We start from the raw sequence: 14,461 nt of genomic DNA on the forward strand, positions 1-14,461 counted from the left end.
GACATCATGCGATGCCTCAAGCGATTCGTCGCCCGCGAGGTCTACCGCGCCCTGACCAGGACACCCACCCCACAAATCACCCAAACCGACCTCGCTCCAGCAGCTTGACAGCCATAGGAGCATCCCCGACCCCGCCTGACCCCGCGGCCGGGCGGGCTCCGGGCTCGGGTCCGGGTTCCGGGCCCGGTCCGGGCTCCGGGGTTCAGGGACGGCGGGCCAGGAAGACGTACTCCTTGCCGGGCCGGTCCGGGGCGTCCCGGACCTCCAGGGGTTCGAGGCCCGCGGCGCGCAGGTCGGCCTCGACCTCCGGGCGTTCGCGGAAGCGCAGGGTGGAGTCCGAGGTGAGGTGCCGCCCGTCGGCGGCGAACACGTAGTGCCAGCGGAACGACACCAACGGGCCGACGACGGAGAGCAGTTCGACCCAGGTCTCGACCGCGCCGACGCCCGGGAGCTCGCCGACCCGGTGGGACGCCTCGCGCGTCCAGGACTCCCAGGCGCGCCGGGCCGGGATCCTGCTCTCGAACACCAGGCGTCCGCCCGGGCGCAGCGCGTCGTGCACGCCCCGCAGGGTGGCGCGCCACCGGGCCGGATCGGTGACCTCCTGGGCGGCGTTGGCCGTCATGGTGACCAGGTCGACCTGCAGCGGGGGCAGGTCCGTCGCGTCCCCCACCAGCCAGCGGACCCGGTCGGCGCCCGGCTTGCCGCGGGCCACCTCCACCGACGCGGCGGCCGGGTCGACGCCGAGCACCCGCACCCCGCGGTCGGCCAGCAGCAGGGCGAACACCCCGGTGCCGCAGCCCAGGTCGAGCACCTCGCCCGCGCCGAACTCCTCGACCAGGCCCAGGTAGGGGAGCAGGTCCGAGCGGTCCGGGTCGAGCGCGTCGTAGAGCGTCGCCAGCGCGGGCAGCGTGAAGCATTCGTCGGCCATCCGGGAGAAGGTAGTGCAGGAGGGGCCGGGTCGGAAAAGGGTTTGCCGGGGGGAGCGGCGGTCCGTACGGTGGGGCGTGTGAACACCGGAACGGCCACGGGCCACGCACGGATCGGCGACCCGGTGGGCGGCTGACCCCGCCCCGGGCGGCGCAGGGGTGCCCGCGCGCCCGAGGGCCGCCGCGGCCTGGGAGCAGAGACGCGCGCCAGCCCCCAGACCGACCGACCCCGGAACGAGGTTCACCCCGCCGTGCCAGCCGCCTTCAACCACACCATCATCGCCTCCAAGGACCGCACCGCGTCCGCCCGCTTCTACCGCGAGCTGCTGGAGGCCGAACAGGCGCCCTCCTGGGGCCCGTTCACCAACCTGAAGCTCGCCGACGGCGTGCTGCTGCAGTTCGCCGAACCGCCGGTGGAGATCCAGATGCAGCACTACGCCTTCCTGGTCGACGACGAGCTGTTCGACCGCGCCCACGCCCTGCTGCGCGAACGCGGCATCGACCACTGGGCCGACCCGCAGATGCAGCGCCCCGGCGAGACCAACACCGAGCACGGCGGCCGCGGCGTCTACGTGCTCGACCCGTCCGGGCACGGCCTGGAACTGATCACCCGCCCCTACCTGTAGGCCGGCGAGAGGGGAGGACGGGGCGATGGGCCCTCAGGAACTGCGTGCCGCCCTGGCGGAGGCGCGGCGGACCCTCGCCCCGCACCTCGACGCGGACTGGAGCGTCCCGGCGGGCCCACTGGAGTGGAGCTGCCGGGACACCCTGGCCCACGTCGGCCACGACCTGCTCGCCTACGCCGGGCAGGTCGCGGCCCTCCCCGAGGACGGCTACCTGCCCTTCGACCTGACGGTGCGTCCGGACGCCGGGCCGGGCGAGGTGCTGACCACCGCGCTGGCCTGCGGCGAACTGCTGGCCCTCGCCCTGGCCGCCGCCGGGCCCGGCGCGCGGGCCTGGCACTGGGGCCCGACCGACCCGACCGGCTTCGCCGCGATGGGCGTCGCCGAGACGCTGCTGCACACCCACGACATCGCCACCGGCCTCGCCCTGGACTGGACGCCGCCGCCGGTCCTCTGCGCCGCCGTCCTGACCCGGCTCTTCCCCGACGCCCCGCCCGGCGACCCCGCCCCGGTGCTCCTCTGGTGCACCGGCCGGGCCGCGCTCGACGGCCGCCCGCGCCGCACCTCCTGGACCTGGCGGGCGGCGCTCCGCGGGTGACCGGCCCGGGAGCCGCCCCCGGGTGCGGCGCGGACGGCATGTGATCATGTCGGTATGGCATCTGGTCGGATCATCTTCCTCAACGGCACGTCCAGTTCGGGAAAGTCGAGCATCGCCCGGGAACTCCTGGAGATCCTGGACGACGGCGTCTTCTTCCACCTGGCGGTCGACGGCTTCAACGCGATGCGCACCAAGCGGGAACTCGGGGCCGCGGAACTCGACGCCGCCCTGCGGCGGACCAGGGAGGGCTTCCACCGCTCGATCGCGGCCATGGCCGCCGCGGGCAACGACCTGGTGGTCGACCACGTGCTGAGCGAACCGTGGCGGCTGCTCGACTGCCTGGCGGTGCTGCGCCCCGAGGACGTGCTGTTCGTCGGCGTCCACTGCCCGCCGGACGAACTGACCCGCCGCGAACTGGCCCGCGGCGACCGCCCGCCGGGCCTCGCGGCGCACCAGTACGGCCTGGTCCACCGGCACGGCGACTACGACCTCGAGTGCGACACCGGCACGGCCACTCCCCGCGAGTGCGCCCAGCAGATCAAGGACTTCCTCCCGCACCGCCCCACCCCCACCGCCTTCACCCGCCTCCGCCGACGCCACCTGCCCGAAGCCGTGCACGAGGGCTGACCGGGACCGGGGCGGGCACGGCGGTCCGCCCCGCCCGGTGGGGCCCGAGCCGGGCGGCGGACGGAACCGGCGGCGGGCCGTGGCGCGGCTACCCCCGGACGGTCTGCTCGCCGCAGTGGTGCGCGACGGTCTCCGCGAAGGCGCGGGCCAGGGGGGAGAGGGCGTCCCAACGGCGCACCGCCCAGCCCGCGGTGAGGGCGGGGAGCGCGGGGACGGGAACCAGTCGCAGGTCCGGGTGTTCGGGGCCGCTCCAGGCGGGCAGGGCCGGGACGACGGCGAGGCCCAGTCCCAGTTCGGCCAGCAGGATCGCGGTGTCCCAGTCGGTGACGCTGGTGTCGAACACCGGCCGGATCCCCGCTTCGGCGAGCCAGGCGCCGAGCTGCAGGCGGGAGGTGGAGTTCCGCGGGAGCCCGATGAGCCGGGCGTCCTGCAGGTCGGCCGGTTCGACGCGGGCCCTGGCCGCCAACGGATCGGACGCCGAGACGGCGAGCGCCCAGGGGATCTTGACGACGGGGCGCTGCTCGACGGCGCGGACCGGGGGCCCCAGGGTGATCCAGGCGAGGTCGGCACGGCCGGCGGTGAGCGCGTCGAAGCAGCCGCGGCTGGAGGTCTCGGTCTGGAACTCCAGGCTGGCCCGGGGGAAGCGCCGCCGGAAGTCGACGACGGCCGCGGCCATGAAGTGGCGGACGGTCGTGGCCCCCGTCGTGATCCGCACCGATCCGCCTTCCGCGCGTGCGGCTTCCTTGAGCCGGCGCAGGACGTGGTCGATGCCGCCCAGTCCCTCGGTGACCGCCGCGCCCAGCGCGTGTCCGGCCGGCGTGGGCACCACGCCCCGGGTGTGCCGTTCCAGCAGGCTCAGGCCCAGTTCCCGTTCCAGCCGCTTCACGTGCTGGCTGACGGCCGACTGCGTGCAGGAGAAGTCGCGGGCCACCGCGCTCAGCGAGCCGGCCCGGCAGACCGCGGCGAAGACGCGGAGATCGTCAAGGGTCACGACGACCCAAGGTATCGCTTGGGGTGGTGCCAGTAAATCCGCTGATTGACTTGGGTCCGGGGGCACTTGATCATTGCTGTCCAGGGCGGCAACCCGCCCGTCCCCCTCCGTTCCGGACGCGGCGCGGCGAGCGGCCGGCGGGTGTCGACCCGTCTCGCGCCGAGGACGACAGGAGCTCAGATGAACGCAACCCCGCTGACGGTGGCCGTCCTCGGGCCGGGAGGTGTCGGAGGTCTGATCGGAGCGCTCCTCGCCCGCGACGGGCACCGCGTCGTCTGCCTGGCCGGCGAGGAGACCGCTGCCGCACTGGGCCGGGACGGCCTGCGGGTCGAGAGCGCCCAGTTCGGGGACTTCACCGCAGCGGTCGAGGCGGACACGCGGTTGCGGGAGCCGGTGGACGCCGTCTTCGTGACGGTCAAGCAGACCTCCCTCGAGCAGGCGCTCGACCGCGTCCCGCCCCCGGCCCTCGGCGGTGCACTGGTGGTTCCGCTGCTCAACGGCCTCGACCACCTCCGCCTGCTGCGCGAGCGCTACCCCTCGGCCGGGGTCGTCGCCGGCACGATCAGGGTCGAGGCCACGCGCACCGCACCGGGGCGCGTCGAACACACCAGCCCCTTCGTCGACCTCGAACTGGCCGCGCCGCTCGACGGGTTCGCGGAGCAACTGCGGCACGCCGGTCTCGGCGTGACCCTGCGGAGCGACGAGACGGCGATGCTCTGGGACAAGCTCGCCTTCCTCGCCCCGCTCGCCCTGCTGACCACCCGGCACCGCGCGGACGTCGGCAGCATCCGCAGCGACCGGCGACCGGAACTGCTCACCGTGCTCGACGAGGTCACCGCCGTGGCCCGGGCCGCCGGCGCACCGGTGACGGCCGAGGCCGTGCTCTCCTTCTTCGACCGCGTCCCGGACACCATGAGGTCCTCCATGCAGCGCGACGCCGAGGCCGGACGCCCCCTCGAGGTCGACGCCATCGGCGGAGCGGTCCTCCGCGCCGGGGCCGCCCACCACGTCGAGACCCCGGTCACGGCCCGGCTGGTGGCCGAAGTCGCACGCCTGACGGCCCGGGAGGTCTGAACCCGATGCGGCGATCCGTCCCGCCCGACGGCGGCCCACCGGACAGCGACCGCGACCCCGCGGTGCTCCGCCCCGCCGTACAGGCCCTCCTGCGCGCCCGGGGCGCCGCCGGGACGGAGCACCCCGGCGGCACGCTCCTGGACCACCTGAACCGCGTCGCACGCCTGCTGGCGGAGTGGGGCGCCGACCCGGACCTGCAGGCCGCCGGACTGTGCCACGCGGTGTACGGGACCGACGGGTACGACCACGCCCTGATGGGCACCGACGAACGCGCGCTCCTCGCCGGGCTGATCGGCGAACGGGCCGAGGCGCTGGTCCACCTCTACGCCAGCTGTGACCGCGCGGCCGTGCACCCCCGGTTGGGGAGCGGGCGACCGGTGGTCTTCCGCGACCGCTTCACCGGCCGTGAGCACACCCCGCCGCCGTCGGACGTGCGCGCCTTCGTCGAGATCACCGCGGCCAACGAACTCGACGTGCTCGCACACGACCCCGACCTCGCCGAGCGCCACGGCCCCGCCCTGCACGGGCTGTTCACCCGCTCGCGGGACCTGCTCTCCGCCCCGGCGCGGGACGCCTGCGAACGGCAGCTGGGGAGGTACGCCCCCGAACCGGGGCCGAGGATCCGGATCACCGGCCTGGACCACCTGGTGCTGACCGTCGCCGACGTCGAACGGACCGTCGACTTCTACGCGCGCGTGCTGGGCATGCGCCCGGTCACCTTCGGGGAGGGGCGCCGCGCCCTGGCCTTCGGCGCCAGCAGGATCAACCTCCACCGGGCCGGCGACGAGGTCCTCCCGCACGCCGCGCACCCCGTCCCCGGCAGCGCGGACCTGTGCCTGGTCACCGACGTCCCGCAGGAACAGGTCCTGGCCCGGCTGGCCGCCTGCGGAGTGCCCGTGCTGGAAGGACCCGTGCCGCGGACCGGCGCCCGAGGGGCCCTCACCAGCACCTACCTGCGCGACCCGGACGGCAACCTCGTCGAGATCAGCACCTACGACCCCCGTCCGGCGGCCGGACCGGAGCACCGGCCCGGGCCCGACCCGCACTGAGCCCGACCGGGTCCGCGACCGCGAGCGGCCCGGCTCACGGACCGGCCGGGCCGTCGGGACCGACCACCCGGAAGCGCTCCGCGACGACGAGGGTGCGGCCGTCGACGACCGGGGTGCGTCCCAGGTACTCGCTCACGCCCTCGCTGCGGAAGAACTCCTCGTGGGCGGCCCGCCACTCGGCCGCGTCGGCGTAGCCGCGCCCCTCGGCCCGCGCGAAGTCGTCGTCGATCTCCCCCAGGGGGACGACGCGCACGTCGACGACCTCGATCGTGACGGCCGGGCGCCCCCGGGAGTCGAGCACCGAGAACCGCTGACCGGCCGTCGGCACCGCCTCCCCGGCGTGTTCGTAGATCTCCAGGAGACCCGTGAGCGCGGTCTTCCGACCGCTCAGGATCGCCGCCACACCCCGGTCGCGCTCCGGACCGGGGAAGGCGAGTTCGAGGGTCGGAAGGTCGTCGTGTCCCATCGGGCGAGGCTACGGAGCCCGGCGGCGTCGATCAAGGGCCCCCGCCTCGCCCGCCCCCGCCCGCAGGGGCGCGGTCGGCTGCCGGCGACGCCTCCGGGCCGGATTGATCACCTCCCGACGCCCGCCCTAGAGTCGGGCCATGAGCGAGCAGGCGGAGCAGGTGGAGCAGGCGGTGCGGGCGCCGTTCGGGGAGTTCCCGCGGGTGCGGCGGGCGGTGGACGTCCTCGCGGAACTGGCGCCCCCGGTGGCCGGGTTGCTGGGCGGCTGGGAGGCGGAGCCGGCCCGACAGGTGCTGTACGTGGACACCGATCCGGAGCTGGCCGACACCGCCGCGTTCTGCGCCGCGTACGGCGTCCCGCCGGAGGCGTCCGCGAACTGCGTGGTGGTCGCCGCGAAGCGGGGCGGGGAGACCACGCTGGCCGCCGGGCTGGTGCTGGCCACCACCCGGCTCGACGTCAACAGGGCGGTCCGGGGTCACCTGGGCGCGCGGAAGGCCTCGTTCGCGCCGATGGACACCGCCGTGGGCGAGAGCGGCATGGAGTACGGCGGCATCACCCCCGTCGGCCTGCCCGCGCACTGGCCGCTGCTGGTGGACGCCGCGGTCGCCGCCACCCCGTACGTGCTGGTCGGCAGCGGGCGGCGGCGCGGGAAGCTGATCCTGCCCGGCGCGGTCGTCGCCGCGCTGCCCGGGGCGCAGGTGCTGGAGGGGCTGGCCGGCTGAGGCCCGGCCGACCGGGGGACGGGGAACGTCCGCGGTCGGGAACACCGCGGGCGGCCGGACGGTTGGACCGGATGGTCCCGCCGGGGTGATGCCCCCGGGCGGGACGAGTCGACGTCCCATGCGAGGAGTGAGTACGAGATGACCACGGACCGCGCTGTCCTGGCCGGCGGGTGCTTCTGGGGTATGCAGGAGCTGATCCGCAAGCTCCCCGGCGTCCAGTCGACCCGGACCGGCTACACCGGCGGCCAGAACGCGCACGCCACCTACCGCAACCACCCCGGCCACGCCGAGGCACTGGAGATCGTCTACGACCCGGAGCGGATCAGCTACCGGACGCTGCTGGAGTACTTCTTCCAGATCCACGACCCGAGCACCCTCGACCGGCAGGGCAACGACATCGGCAGCAGCTACCGCTCGGCGATCTTCTACGCCGACGAGGCCCAGCGCGCCACCGCCCTCGACACCATCGCGGACGTCGACGCCAGCGGCCTGTGGCCCGGCAAGGTGGTCACCGAGGTCACCCCGCTCGGCGACTTCTGGGAGGCCGAGCCCGAGCACCAGGACTACCTGCAGCACTACCCCAACGGTTACACCTGCCACTACCCGCGGCCGGGGTGGAAGCTCCCGGTGCGCGAAGGGGCCTGAACGGCGGCGCCGACGCAGGCGCGCGGGTGCGGAGCGTGAAGCGGCGGCGGCCACCGGTGGGGTGGCCGCCGCCGCGGCGTGTCCGGGGGCGGCAGCGAAGGCCCCTTGGGTAATTAATTTTTTGCCTAAAGGGCCTAGGTGGGGCTAGCGTGGTCCCCGTGAGAGAGCTGACCGACCCCGAGATCCGCGCCGCCTTCCTGAACTGCTCCAAGGGCGAGGCGAAGCGCATGAACCTGCCCCGCGAGCTGGCCGAGCAGCCCTGGGCCGAGCTGGACTTCCTGGGCTGGCGCGACCCGCAGGCCCCCGACCGCGCCTACCTGGTCACCGAGCTCGACGGCCGCCTGCAGGCCGTCGTCCTGCGGGCCTCCTCCGGCGCCTCCTGGCAGCCCCGCCGCAGCATCTGCTCGCTCTGCGTCACCACCCACACCGGCGGGGTCTCCCTGCTGGTGGCCCCCCTGGCGGGCCCCGCCGGGCGACAGGGGAACTCGGTCGGCGCGTACATGTGCAGCGACCTGGTCTGCTCGCTGTACGTCCGCGGACTGCGCGAGACCGGCAGCAAGATCCACGAGTCGCTGACGGTGGAGGAGCGGATCGAGCGGCTGCGCGGCAACCTGGCCGCCTTCCTGGCGAAGGTCCGGGGGGAGGGCGAGCAGGGCTGAGCCCCCCGGAGGAGGGCGGGCCGGGTCGCACCCCGGGACGGGACGGCGAGCGGTGCGGCGCCGGGCGGGCGGCGGGGGAGGGGCGAGGGCGCGATCGAGGCGTTCGACGCCCTGGAACGGCGGGCCCGGGGCGGGCGGGCCACCGCCCGCGCTGCGAGCCTCGCCCGGCTGCGCGCCCACCCCGTGCCCGCGCTGCTCGACGCCGCCCGGGTCACCGCCGAGGGGCGGTGGCCCGGTCCCGCGACCCGGGCCGCCTTCCCCGGCGAGGTGCCGCACCACCGGACCCCGGAGGTCCGGACCAGGACCGAGCGGGAGTTCGGGCGGCCGGTCGGGGAGTTCCGCGCTGCGGACGGTGCCCCGGCCCCCCGGAGGCGGCCTTGCTGGCCGTGGCCCGTTGCCGGGTGGCGGCCGGCCCGTTCCGGCCCGCGCGGGATGCTCCTATGGACGTCAAGCTGCAGGAGCAAGGTTGGTTTGAGTGATTTGCCGCGTTGGTGTGCTGGTTAGTGCGCGGTAGATCTCGCGGGCGACGAAGCGCTTGAGGCATCGCATGATGTCCTTCTTTGACAGGCCTTCCTTGGTGCGGCGTTCGACGTAGGCGCGGGTGCGTTCGTCGTAGCGCATGCGGACCAGCACGATGGTGTGCAGGGCGTTGTTCGCGGCCCGGTCGCCGCCTCGGTTGAGCCGGTGGCGGTGCGTGCGGCCGGAGGATGCCGGGATCGGTGCGACTCCGGCGAGGTGGGCGAAGGCGGCCTCGGAGCATGTGTTCGGGGTTGTCGCCGGCGGAGGCCAGGAGTTGGCCGGCGGTCTCGGGGCCGACGCCGAACAGGGCGAGTAGTTCCGGGGCGGCCTGCTTGAGCAGTGGGCCGATCTCGGCGTCGAGCTCGGCGATCTCGGCATCCAGGGCCTGGTGGCGGCGGGCCAGGCGCCGCAGCGCGGCCTTGGTCGCGGCGAGCGGGGTGGACAGGTCGCCGGCGGAGCGCAGGCGGGCGGCGGTGCGTATCAGCACGCTGCGATCGAGGCCGGCCAGTTGCTCGCGCAGCACCGCCGGAGCGGACACCAGCATGCCCCGGATCTGGTTCATGGCCTGGGTGCGGGCCTTGACCGCGCTGCGGCGTGTGACGCGCAGGACCCGGACGGCCTCGACCACGCCGTCACGGCTCTTCGGGATCCCGGTGGCCCGGCCGGAGGCCACCGCGGTTGCGGCGGCGTAGGCGTCGATCGGGTCGGACTTGCCCTTCATGCGGCGGGTCCTGCGGTCCGGCCGGTCGACGTCGACGACGGCGATGCCAGCCGCGGCGAGGACCCGGGCGAGTTCGGCTCCGTAGGCACCGGTGCCTTCCACCCCCACTGCGGTCGGGGTGCCGTGTGAGCGCATCCAGTCGAGCAGGGCCCGGTAGCCGGCGATGGTGGCGGGGAACTCGCGGTCGGCGAGGTGGCGGCCGAGTGGGTCGATCACGGCCGCGTGGTGTGTGAGGCCGTGGGTGTCGACTCCGCCGGTGATCTCCGGGCTGTGATGCGTCATGCTGGTGATGTCCGTCCTTGCCGCTTGTCCGAGCCGAGGGCGGCACGCGCCGGTCGGGCGGGTGGACAAGACAGTGACGGGGCTTCTGGCCAAGCTCCTATGAAGTCACAAACGCCCGTCCGGCCGCGTGCGTGATGGCCTGCTGATGAGCCGACAAATCCCAAACAGGACAGCCCGAGGCGTCAGTCAGGGGGCGGGTCAGGCTCATCAGCAGAACCACCAGTCACATCATCACTGTCAGGGGAGTTCGACGGAGAGTTGGGTGCCGAGTTCGCGGAAGCCGAGGCGGGCGGCGATGCGGCGGGAGGCGGGGACGCGGGCGCGCCACTGCGGGAGCAGGCCGGCGGCGAGGGCGTGTGCGGCGGCGGCCGCTGCGGCGGTGCGGGCCAGGCCGCGGCCGCGGGCGTCCGGGGCGGTGAGGACGCTGAACTGGGCGGTCCGGTACGGCCAGGTGCGGTAGCCGCAGGCGGCCAGCACGCGTTCGCCACAGAGGACGGCGAACGCGGGGGAGGTGATGTCGCCGAGGTCGGCCTCGTCGCGCTCCTCCTCGGTGACCCCGGCCGCCAGCTCGCGCAACGCCGGGTGGTGGGGCGGGAGTCGGCGGACGGCGCCCGGGGCCGGGGCCGCCGGTTCGAGAGCGTCCGGGGCGAGGTAGGTGAGTGCGGCGGGGCCGAGGATCCGGCCGACGGGGAGGGCCGCGCGCAGCAGGGCGGTGTCCCGGGCCGCCTCCGGGCGGGAGCGCAGGGCGGTGCGGAGCAGATCGACGCGGCGGGCGTCCGGCGCGGTCGCCAGCACCGCGCCGCCCAGGGTCAACAGGCCGACCCAGCCGGGCGGGCACAGGCCGGAGCGCGGGGAGACCACGACGGCGGCCGCGCCCGGCGCGGGGAAGGCGGCCGACCCGGCGGCCAGCCCCTCCCACAGGTCGGCCGCCCGGCGGAGCAGCGAATCGTCCGTCACCACCCCATCCTGGCAGGGAAGTCGGCCGCGGGCGGAGCGGTTCCGGCCGGGGCCGGGCCGTCAGTGGCCGCCCCGGGGGGTCTCGCAGCCGCCCTCGGCGTACGGGCCGTGCACCTCGATGTGCGGCGGGTCCGACAGCGTGCCCGACAGGCAGGGCCCGACCTGCGGGACGAAGAAGGAGAAGTGCACGCCCTGACCGGCCCGGGCGACGGTGGCTCCCGGGTAGCCGAGGCGGGTGAGCAGGGCCTTCGCCTGCTCGGGGTCGGCGGGGGTCTGCCGGGCCAGCTCGGCCGCGAGGCGGGCGGCGTGCGCGTCGCCGCGGCACTGCGCGAGGGGGCTCAGTGCGGTGGTCGTCAAGTAGCCGTGGTTCTCGGCGTACTTGGGGTTCTCGGGCTGCGGGCCGGAGGAGGCAGTGGGGGCCGCCGCGGTCGGCACGGCGGTGGACCTCCCCGCGCAGGACCGCGCGACGGCCGGGAACGCCCGGTCGTGCTCGGCGCTCGCCTGCTCCGCCTGCTGCTGGTACTTCTGCTGGGCCTCCGACGCGGTCTTCGACGCGTCCTGCTGCGCGGGCTTCGACGCGCCCGCGGCGGTGTCACCGGAGGTGCCGCCGGAACCGTGGACGGAGCCGCAGCCGGTGAGCAGGGCGCCGACGGCGAACAGGGCGGCGGCCGCGGCCAGGACGGGACGTTTCACGGTGGGTGCTCCGGTCGGCGGGCGGGCCCGAGCGGCCCGGCGGTCCGGTCATCGTTCCGTGTGCGGTGGATCTTCGGCTAGAGTACGCGTACTCAGACCGCACAGCGGAAGGGCCTCCGGGGGGAAGGTTGTACGTACGGTTCCAGGCGACGGAAGCCAACCGGCGCGGCACCTTTCCCGGCGTCTTCGCCCTGGTGAACGGCCTGGCGGCGGCGGGCAGGCTCACCCCCGCGCAGGAGTCCTTCCGCCGCTCCAGCTACGACTGGTACGACGCGCACCTCGCGAACCCGTCCCACGTCGACCCCACGGTCTACGACCGCGACCTCCACCACGGCGCGGAGGCCTGGTTCAAGGAGTCGGCCGTCGAGCACCTCGCGCAGGTCGCCGGTCACCTGGAGATCCTGACGCTGCACGGGGTGGGGTACGACGTCCTCCGCTCCACCGACCCGGGAACGGTCCTCTACGAGGACGAGCACCAGGTCGTCGTCCTGCCGCACCCGCCCCGCCCCGGCGCCGAACTCCCGGTCCGCTGACGCCGACGGGCCCTGCGCCGCCCCGCCCGCCCCCGCCCGGCCGCGATCAACGTCCAGGAGCCCCAGGTGAGTTCGACCGGCACGCTGTCCCCCGACGACCGTCAGGAGGACACCGCCCCGGACCGCAGGCCCTGGCCGGTGCGCCGGGGGCTGCTCCCGGAGCCCGGCCCCCGGCGCGGGCTGGCGCTCGGCGGGTTCGTCAACCAGCTCGGCACCGTGGCCTTCCTGGCGACGGCGCCGCTGTACGCCCTGAAGGTGGTCGGCCTGACGATCGGACAGGTCGGCCTCGCCCTCGGGATCGCGGGAGTGGTCGGCCTGCTCGCCGGGCCGCCCGTCGGGCACCTCGCCGACCGCCGCGGCCCGCGCGGGGTCTTCCTGGTCACCCTGCTGGTCCAGACCGTCTCCGTGCTGTCGCTGCTGTTCGCCCACTCGTTCGTGGCGTTCACGGTGTCCATGGCGGTGACCGACCTGGCCGGTGCCTCGGGGGGTGCAGCGCGCGGCCCGATGATCCGCCGGTTCGGCGGCGACGAGGTGCCGAGGTTCCGCTCCTACCTGCGCGCGACCGCCTTCCTGGCCAGCACCTTCGGCGCGCTGGCCGCCGGTGCGGTGATCCAGCTCGACTCCGGCGCCGCCTACCGCGCGCTCGTCGTCGCCGACGCCCTGACCTTCGTCGGCTGCGCGGCCGTCGTGCTCCGGCTGCCCGCGCTGGAGCCGCTGCCCGCACCGACCGGGACGGATCGGTGGCTCGCGCTCCGGGACGGGCCGTACGTGGCGTTCGTCGTGCTGGACGGCGTCCTGTGGATCCAGGGCGAGGTGATCACCTACGCCCTGCCGCTGTGGGTGGTCCTGCACACCCACGCACCCCGCTGGTTCGTCGGCGTCGCGCTCGCCGTCAACACCGTGATGGTGGTCCTCCTACAGGTCCGCACCAGTCGCGGGACCGAGGGCGGCCGGGCCGCCGGTCGGGCCACCCGGCGCGCGGGGCTGGCGTTCCTGGTCGGCATGGCGGTCATCGCGACCGCCCCGGCCCTGCCGGGTCCGGCCGCCGCGGCGGCCGTGGCCGTCGGGGTCGCCGTCCACACGGCGGGTTCGCTGTGGCACGCGGCCGGGTCGCTGGAGCTGCGCTTCCGGCTGGCCCCCGCGCACGCGCAGGGGCAGTACTCCGGCGTGTTCGGCATCGGCACGGGCCTGTGCTACACCGTCGCCCCGGGCCTGCTCGGCCTGCTCTGCCTGGGCTGGGGCGCCCCCGGCTGGCTGGTCATGGGCGGCGTCTTCGTCGCGGCCGGCCTGGCCGTGCCGCTCGTGGTCCGGTGGGCCGGACGGTCCCGGGAACTCGGCGGCTGAGCGGGCGGACCGGGCGGGCGCGCGGCCCGGCGCGGGGAGGGGAGTCGGCCGGTTCACGGGTGGCCGACGGCCGTGCGCAGGGCCGGGAGGTGGTCGGCGAGGAAGTCGTCGACGGTGCGGGCCGGGCGGCCGAGCAGGGTGGGGACTGCGGTGGTCACCCCGGCCAGCGAGCCCGCGGCGACCTCGCGCAGCAGCGCGGCCAGGTCGGCGGCGAAGGCGGGCGGGGCGCCCCGGGCGGTCAGCGCGGCGGCGGTCTCGTCCGGGGCGAGGGGGAGCAGACCGACCGGGCGGTGCAGCGCGCGGGCGACGCGGTCGGCCAACTCCCGGTCGGTGAGGGCCTGCGGGCCGGTCAGGACGAAGGACTCGCCCGGACGCGGCGGTCCCGTCAGCAGGACCTCCGCGCACTCGGCGACGTCCCGGGTGTCCAGGTGCGAGACGGGCGCGTCGCCGTAGCGGCCGACCAGCCGCCCGTCCGGGGTGAACGCCCCCGGGAGGAGCAGGTTCTGCAGGAAGCCCGAAGGCTGCAGCAGCGTCCAGCCGGGGAGCGCGTCGGCCAGGCGGCGGTCCAGTACGCCGTGCGCGCCCTGGGCCAGCAGGCTGTCGGGCGCGGCGTGCCACACCGAGACCTTCACCACCCGTTCGACGCCCGCCGCGGCGGCCGCCTCGATCGCGGCGGTGAACTGCCGGACCATCGGCTGCTCGCCGTCCACCGGCAGCGCGCCGGGGCCGCCGAGGAACAGCCGGTCCACGCCCGCGAAGGCGGCGGTCAGCGAGGCCGGCTCGTCGAAGTCGCCGACGGCGTACGCGCAGCCCAGGGCCCGGCCCTTGGCCTCGTCGCGGACCAGGGCGCGGAACTCGGCCCCCCGGGCGGCGAGTCGGCGGACCAGGTGGCGGCCGATCGAGCCGGTGGCTCCGGTCAGCAGGATCACGGCGGGTTCTCCCTGTCTGGGCGGTGGGCGGTGGGCGGTGGGCGGTGCGGGGCGGGCGGTGAGCGGTGGAGGGGCGGGGGCGCCCCGGTTAAACTGAGGTTGCC

General features: G+C 75.4%; 16 protein-coding genes and 1 pseudogene. 10 read left to right on the forward strand and 7 right to left on the reverse strand.

What is annotated here, in order from left to right:
* Positions 1 to 202: 202 nt before the first annotated feature.
* A complete protein-coding gene (locus QSK52_RS30635; protein ID WP_285739470.1) occupies positions 203 to 928 on the reverse strand; it encodes a class I SAM-dependent methyltransferase in 726 nt (241 codons plus the stop codon).
* A gap of 249 nt (positions 929 to 1,177) precedes the next feature.
* Here QSK52_RS30635 and QSK52_RS30640 point away from each other — a divergent pair, with 249 nt between their 5' ends.
* The 3 genes from QSK52_RS30640 to QSK52_RS30650 are packed head-to-tail and all read left to right on the forward strand — an operon-like array spanning position 1,178 to position 2,774.
* On the forward strand, positions 1,178 to 1,552 hold the full coding sequence (locus QSK52_RS30640) for a VOC family protein (protein WP_285739471.1): 375 nt from the start codon (positions 1,178 to 1,180) through the stop codon (positions 1,550 to 1,552).
* 25 nt (positions 1,553 to 1,577) lie between these two features.
* Positions 1,578 to 2,147, forward strand: a complete 570-nt coding sequence (locus QSK52_RS30645) for a maleylpyruvate isomerase N-terminal domain-containing protein (RefSeq protein WP_285739472.1) — start codon at positions 1,578 to 1,580, stop codon at positions 2,145 to 2,147.
* 54 nt (positions 2,148 to 2,201) lie between these two features.
* Positions 2,202 to 2,774, forward strand: coding sequence for a chloramphenicol phosphotransferase CPT family protein (locus QSK52_RS30650; protein WP_285739473.1), 573 nt, complete (start codon positions 2,202 to 2,204; stop codon positions 2,772 to 2,774).
* A gap of 88 nt (positions 2,775 to 2,862) precedes the next feature.
* On the opposite strand, the gene QSK52_RS30655 is transcribed toward QSK52_RS30650, so the two are convergent.
* Entirely contained in the window at positions 2,863 to 3,765 is a 903-nt protein-coding gene (locus tag QSK52_RS30655; RefSeq protein WP_285739474.1) for a LysR family transcriptional regulator, read from the reverse strand.
* A 180-nt stretch (positions 3,766 to 3,945) separates the two neighbouring features.
* Here QSK52_RS30655 and QSK52_RS30660 point away from each other — a divergent pair, with 180 nt between their 5' ends.
* Together QSK52_RS30660 and QSK52_RS39545 are read left to right on the forward strand one after the other, a co-directional pair.
* Complete coding sequence (locus QSK52_RS30660) at positions 3,946 to 4,839, forward strand: ketopantoate reductase family protein (protein WP_285739475.1); 894 nt, start codon at positions 3,946 to 3,948, stop codon at positions 4,837 to 4,839.
* Between the two features lie 5 nt (positions 4,840 to 4,844).
* The gene (locus QSK52_RS39545; protein WP_352230328.1) at positions 4,845 to 5,888 is read left to right on the forward strand and encodes a VOC family protein; all 1,044 of its coding nucleotides are present in this window, start codon (positions 4,845 to 4,847) and stop codon (positions 5,886 to 5,888) included.
* Between the two features lie 34 nt (positions 5,889 to 5,922).
* On the opposite strand, the gene QSK52_RS30675 is transcribed toward QSK52_RS39545, so the two are convergent.
* A complete protein-coding gene (locus QSK52_RS30675) occupies positions 5,923 to 6,354 on the reverse strand; it encodes an ASCH domain-containing protein (protein WP_285739476.1) in 432 nt (143 codons plus the stop codon).
* 139 nt (positions 6,355 to 6,493) lie between these two features.
* On the opposite strand from QSK52_RS30675, the gene QSK52_RS30680 reads away from it, so the two are divergent.
* The 3 genes from QSK52_RS30680 to QSK52_RS30690 all read left to right on the forward strand — a co-directional run bounded on the left by QSK52_RS30680 (position 6,494) and on the right by QSK52_RS30690 (position 8,379).
* A complete protein-coding gene (locus QSK52_RS30680) occupies positions 6,494 to 7,075 on the forward strand; it encodes a YbaK/EbsC family protein (RefSeq protein WP_285739477.1) in 582 nt (193 codons plus the stop codon).
* A gap of 138 nt (positions 7,076 to 7,213) precedes the next feature.
* Positions 7,214 to 7,720: a peptide-methionine (S)-S-oxide reductase MsrA gene (gene msrA / locus QSK52_RS30685; RefSeq protein WP_285739478.1), complete on the forward strand. Its 507-nt coding sequence runs from the start codon at positions 7,214 to 7,216 to the stop codon at positions 7,718 to 7,720.
* 158 nt (positions 7,721 to 7,878) lie between these two features.
* Entirely contained in the window at positions 7,879 to 8,379 is a 501-nt protein-coding gene (locus QSK52_RS30690) for an FBP domain-containing protein (RefSeq protein ID WP_285739479.1), read from the forward strand.
* Between the two features lie 447 nt (positions 8,380 to 8,826).
* Here QSK52_RS30690 and QSK52_RS30695 read toward each other — a convergent pair.
* The 3 genes and pseudogenes from QSK52_RS30695 to QSK52_RS30705 all read right to left on the reverse strand — a co-directional run bounded on the left by QSK52_RS30695 (position 8,827) and on the right by QSK52_RS30705 (position 11,551).
* Positions 8,827 to 9,901: pseudogene (locus QSK52_RS30695) on the reverse strand (IS110 family transposase).
* A gap of 237 nt (positions 9,902 to 10,138) precedes the next feature.
* A complete protein-coding gene (locus QSK52_RS30700) occupies positions 10,139 to 10,858 on the reverse strand; it encodes a GNAT family N-acetyltransferase (protein ID WP_285739480.1) in 720 nt (239 codons plus the stop codon).
* 60 nt (positions 10,859 to 10,918) lie between these two features.
* Positions 10,919 to 11,551, reverse strand: coding sequence for a hypothetical protein (locus QSK52_RS30705; protein ID WP_285739481.1), 633 nt, complete (start codon positions 11,549 to 11,551; stop codon positions 10,919 to 10,921).
* Between the two features lie 128 nt (positions 11,552 to 11,679).
* On the opposite strand from QSK52_RS30705, the gene QSK52_RS30710 reads away from it, so the two are divergent.
* Positions 11,680 to 12,084, forward strand: a complete 405-nt coding sequence (locus QSK52_RS30710; protein WP_285739482.1) for a hypothetical protein — start codon at positions 11,680 to 11,682, stop codon at positions 12,082 to 12,084.
* 66 nt (positions 12,085 to 12,150) lie between these two features.
* Positions 12,151 to 13,428: an MFS transporter gene (locus tag QSK52_RS30715; protein ID WP_285739483.1), complete on the forward strand. Its 1,278-nt coding sequence runs from the start codon at positions 12,151 to 12,153 to the stop codon at positions 13,426 to 13,428.
* A gap of 53 nt (positions 13,429 to 13,481) precedes the next feature.
* Here the strand turns inward: QSK52_RS30715 and QSK52_RS30720 are convergent, their stop codons facing one another.
* On the reverse strand, positions 13,482 to 14,357 hold the full coding sequence (locus QSK52_RS30720) for an NAD(P)H-binding protein (RefSeq protein ID WP_285739484.1): 876 nt from the start codon (positions 14,355 to 14,357) through the stop codon (positions 13,482 to 13,484).
* Positions 14,358 to 14,461: the final 104 nt, after the last annotated feature.

Source organism: Kitasatospora phosalacinea (assembly GCF_030268885.1).
Lineage (GTDB): Bacteria > Actinomycetota > Actinomycetes > Streptomycetales > Streptomycetaceae > Kitasatospora > Kitasatospora phosalacinea_C.